This is a genomic window from Variovorax sp. YR634, assembly GCF_900106655.1.
Taxonomy (GTDB): Bacteria; Pseudomonadota; Gammaproteobacteria; order Burkholderiales; family Burkholderiaceae_C; genus Variovorax.
The window spans coordinates 1-3868 of sequence record NZ_FNOL01000051.1; the positions used below are offsets into that span (position 1 = coordinate 1).

The window sequence follows — 3868 nt, forward strand, 5'->3', positions numbered from 1 at the left end:
TCGGCCGGTATGTTCGGGGGGATCCCGAAGAACATCGTTGCGGCCTGGGACGGCTCGCGTGAAGCCGCCATGGCCCTTCAGGCAGCATTGCCGGCGCTGCGGCGCGGAGCACGCGTCACGCTCCTGTCGCTGCGCCACCCGCGCGACGAAGACAACACGCAGCAGCTGCTGGTATCGGACATGATCCAGTTCCTGCTGAGGCACGGCGTGCAGGCGCGTGCCGAGTCCGAGGTGACCGAAATCGACATCGCGGACGCGTTGCTGTCGCGGGTTTCGGACCTGAGCGCCGACCTGCTGGTGATGGGCGGCTACAGCCACTCGCGCCTGCGCGAGCGGATCCTTGGCGGCGTGACGCGGCAGATCCTCGCGCAGATGACGGTGCCGGTCTTGATGGCGCACTGAGGCGGCAGGGCGCCTTGGCGTCTTTTCGCTATTCTTTGAAGTCGTTGAATCGCAAACACGCCACATGGACACCACACTGGTCAACGCACTGCGAGAGCAACTCCAGCGGGAGACCGGGCAACCCGTGGCCTTGGTCGAGACGCACATTTCCTGGGTGCTGCTGACGCAGACGCAGGCCTTCAAGCTCAAGAAGCCGGTACGCCTGCCGTTCCTGGACTTCGGCAGCGTCGAGGCCCGAAAGCACTTCTGCGAGGAGGAGCTGCGCCTCAACCGACGCTTTGCTCCTTCGCTCTACATCGACGTGGCACCGGTCTGCGGCACGCGCGAGTCGCCGCGCATCGGCGGCGCCGGCACGGTGATCGACCATGTGGTGCGCATGCTGCGTTTCCCCGATTCGTCGCTGCTGCGCAATCTGCTGGTGGAAGACCGGCTGCAGCCCGCGCTGCTCGACGGCTTCGCACAGCGGCTGGCCGCCTTGCACGCGGCTGCGGAGCAAGCGACGCCGGTGTCAGGCTTCGGCAGCCCCGACTCGATCGTTCGAGCGGCTACGGATGTGCTGGCCGCGTTGCGAGCACAGGGCGACGACAGCCGTCTCGCCACCCTTGCCGCGCTGGACACGTGGATTCGGGAGCAGGGCCAGGTGCTGCGCATGGCATGGATCGCCCGCCAACAGGGCGGCTCGATACGTGAATGCCACGGCGACCTGCACACGGCCAACGTGGTCCTGGTCGACGGTGCGCTCATGCCCTTCGACTGCATCGAGTTCGACCCGGCGCTGCGCTGGATCGACGTGATGAGCGACCTTGCATTCCTCACTGTGGACCTGAAGGCCCATGGCCACGACGATCTTGCATTCCGCTTCCTGGATGCCTGGATGCAGCACAGCGGTGACTACCCGGGCCTGCAGGTGTGGCGCTTCTACGAGGTTTATCGGGCGCTGGTGCGGGCGATGGCCACGGGGCTGGGTCCAAGGCCCCCGGATGGCGAGGCCCGCCCCGACTACCTTGCCTGCGCGACGCGGCTGACGACGCAGCCGGAGGAGGGCGCCCGCCTGATGATCACGCACGGCTTGTCGGGCTCGGGGAAATCCAGCGTTGCCTTGCAACTGTTGTGCGCCGCGGGCGCTGTCCGCGTGCGGTCGGACGTGGAGCGCAAGCGCCTGTATGGCCTCGATCCGCTGGCGCGATCCGTCGCCCTTGGGCTCGACATTTACGGCGCGCAGGCAACCCTGCGGACTTTCGAAAGGCTGCGCGCCTGCGCCCGCGATGCGCTGCTGGCGGGCTACCCGGTGATCGTGGACGCGGCCTTCCTGCGCGGCGCCGAGCGACGCAGCTTCGAAGCCCTGGCAACCGAGCTCCGCGTGCCTTTCACGATCCTGGATTGCCGCGCAACCCCGGCCACGTTGCGCCGCCGTGTGGCCGAGCGCGACGCGGCAGGCACGGACGCCTCGGAAGCCGGCCTCGCAGTGCTGGAGCGTCAGTTTGAATGGCAAGACCCGCTGGAGGCCGACGAGCGCGCGCTGGCCATCGAGGTCTCCACGGAAGACACCGTAGACATCGCGCTGGTCGCCGCGCGCTGGCGCGCTGCGACCGCGAACCGCTGAACCCTCACTGGCTGGCGAGCGTCCCGCTCGGCAGTGTGAAACGCTCGTGTTCGGTCTTCGCGCTTTCGGGAGCACGCACCAGCAACACCGGCACGGGCGACAGGCGCAGGATGTGCTCCGCGCTGCTGCCCATGACCCAGCGGCCGATTCCTCGACGGCCGTGAGTGCCGATCACGATCAGTTCGGCCTTCGATGCTTCCGCCTCGGCGATGACCTGGTCGTGCACGGTGCCCTTGAAGCTGTCGAGCAGCACTGTGTCGGCTTCGACGCCTGCTCCCGCAGCCGTGGCCCGCGCGGCTTGGAGCAGCTTCGTGGCGTTGCCGCGCAGCTCTTCGAGCCAGTTGCCGGCATGGCCCGCGTAGGCATCCATGGCCAGCGCGAAGGACAGCTCGTCGATGACGTGCGCCAGGCGCAGGCGTCCGCCCGTGAGCTTTGCCAGCTTGATGGCTTCGGCCAGGCCATGGCTGGATGTGGAACTGCCGTCAATGGGAACAAGAATTCGCTGGTACATGGCACGACTCCGGTTTGTTGAATGGATCGGTCCAGTATCCGCACGGGCGCTCCGCGCGGCTTGACATTGATCAAGTGCGAAGCTGCGACTGGACGGGACTTGATCTGGAACAAACCCGCGCGTGAATGAAAGCGCGACCCTTGAGGCATGCACAGGACAACCCTCATGACCCACGCCACCGTTCGCATCATTCGCCAGGAGCACGCCGCGCTCGCCGCCGTGCTCCGTTCCATCGTCATGCTGCTCGAGCAACACCGAAAGAAGGGCACCTTGCCCGATTTCGCGACGCTGCGAGCCATGCTTTTCTACGTGGACGAGTTTCCGGAGAAGCGCCACCACCGCAAGGAGACCGAACTGCTGTTTCCCAAGCTGCGCGCCAGGACGCCGATCTCGCGGGATCTGCTCGACAAGCTCGACGGCGACCATGCCAAGGGTGAACGCAGGATCCGCAACGTCGAGCACGCCTTGCTCGCGTTCGAGATGCTGGGCGAGTCGCGGCGCGAAGAATTCGAGAAAACGGTCGGCGAATATGTCGACTTCTACCTGAGCCACATGGCGCTGGAGGAGCGAGAGATCCTGCCGCTGGCCGAGCGGGTGCTGACCGAGAACGACTGGCGCGACCTGGACGAGGCCTTCGCGCAGAACCGCGACCCCATGACCGGGCACGTGCCCGACCTCGAATACAACGCGCTCTTCACGCGCATCGTGAATATCGTTCCCGCGCCCATCGGCCTGGGGCCGGCCCTCTAGGCCGGTAGCCGCAGGCCGACCGGAAAGAGAAGGGCGGTCATCAATTGGATGCCGCCCCTCAGATCGATTGCGGCGACAGCGTGACCGGGCGCACCACGTCTCGCGAATCTTCCGCGCTTCTGACGGCGGTGCCGAAGGCCTGAAGACGCGCTGCACAGCCGCCGTCATCGACCTCGCGCATCGTGACCGAAGAGCTCAGGATCGGCGCGCGGCCCATGAAGTCGCTGATTTCTGCTGCCGCGTTCGGTGCCCCCTGGCCACCCATGACCGAGAGCACGGCGACGTCGGGCAGCCGATAGCGTTGGCGCGCGACGAAGCTGCGCATGGGGCCGGCGAGCTGCAGCATCCAGATCGGCGACACCAGCACGACGGCATCGAAGTCGCCGGGCGGCGGACCGTCGTAGTGAATGGCGGGCTGTCGCCGGAAGAATGAATCGAGCACGCAACGCAAGCTGCCGAGGGCGCCGCTGCGAGGGCGCACCTCGGTGACGCTCGCGAGTTGCCAGCTCTGCTGGCTGCACAGGAGCTCCGCGACCTGGCGGGAAGTGCCCGTGTAGGAATAGACGATCACCAGGACGTTGTTCATGCTTGCCTCTGCTGCT

At 66.6% G+C, this 3868-nt stretch carries 5 protein-coding genes; 3 read left to right on the forward strand and 2 right to left on the reverse strand.

The window, feature by feature from the left end; all coding sequences use genetic code 11:
* Both BLV60_RS33730 and BLV60_RS33735 read left to right on the forward strand, forming a co-directional pair.
* On the forward strand, positions 1–402 hold a 402-nt coding region (locus BLV60_RS33730; protein WP_143042688.1), incomplete at its 5' end, for a universal stress protein.
* 64 nt (positions 403–466) lie between these two features.
* A complete protein-coding gene (locus BLV60_RS33735; RefSeq protein WP_093060131.1) occupies positions 467–2005 on the forward strand; it encodes a bifunctional aminoglycoside phosphotransferase/ATP-binding protein in 1539 nt (512 codons plus the stop codon).
* A 4-nt stretch (positions 2006–2009) separates the two neighbouring features.
* Here the strand turns inward: BLV60_RS33735 and BLV60_RS33740 are convergent, their stop codons facing one another.
* On the reverse strand, positions 2010–2516 hold the full coding sequence (locus BLV60_RS33740) for a universal stress protein (RefSeq protein ID WP_093060133.1): 507 nt from the start codon (positions 2514–2516) through the stop codon (positions 2010–2012).
* A gap of 165 nt (positions 2517–2681) precedes the next feature.
* On the opposite strand from BLV60_RS33740, the gene BLV60_RS33745 reads away from it, so the two are divergent.
* On the forward strand, positions 2682–3266 hold the full coding sequence (locus BLV60_RS33745) for a hemerythrin domain-containing protein (RefSeq protein ID WP_093060135.1): 585 nt from the start codon (positions 2682–2684) through the stop codon (positions 3264–3266).
* Positions 3267–3324: 58 nt separating this feature from the next.
* On the opposite strand, the gene BLV60_RS33750 is transcribed toward BLV60_RS33745, so the two are convergent.
* The coding region (locus BLV60_RS33750; protein WP_256329699.1) for a flavodoxin family protein at positions 3325–3868 on the reverse strand (544 nt) is incomplete at its 5' end.

Coding starts and splice junctions, on each gene's coding strand:
- BLV60_RS33740 (WP_093060133.1), bottom strand. CDS start 2,516: ATGTACCAGCGAATTCTTGTTCCCATTGACGGCAGTTCCACATCCAGC.
- BLV60_RS33745 (WP_093060135.1), top strand. CDS start 2,682: ATGACCCACGCCACCGTTCGCATCATTCGCCAGGAGCACGCCGCGCTC.
- BLV60_RS33735 (WP_093060131.1), top strand. CDS start 467: ATGGACACCACACTGGTCAACGCACTGCGAGAGCAACTCCAGCGGGAG.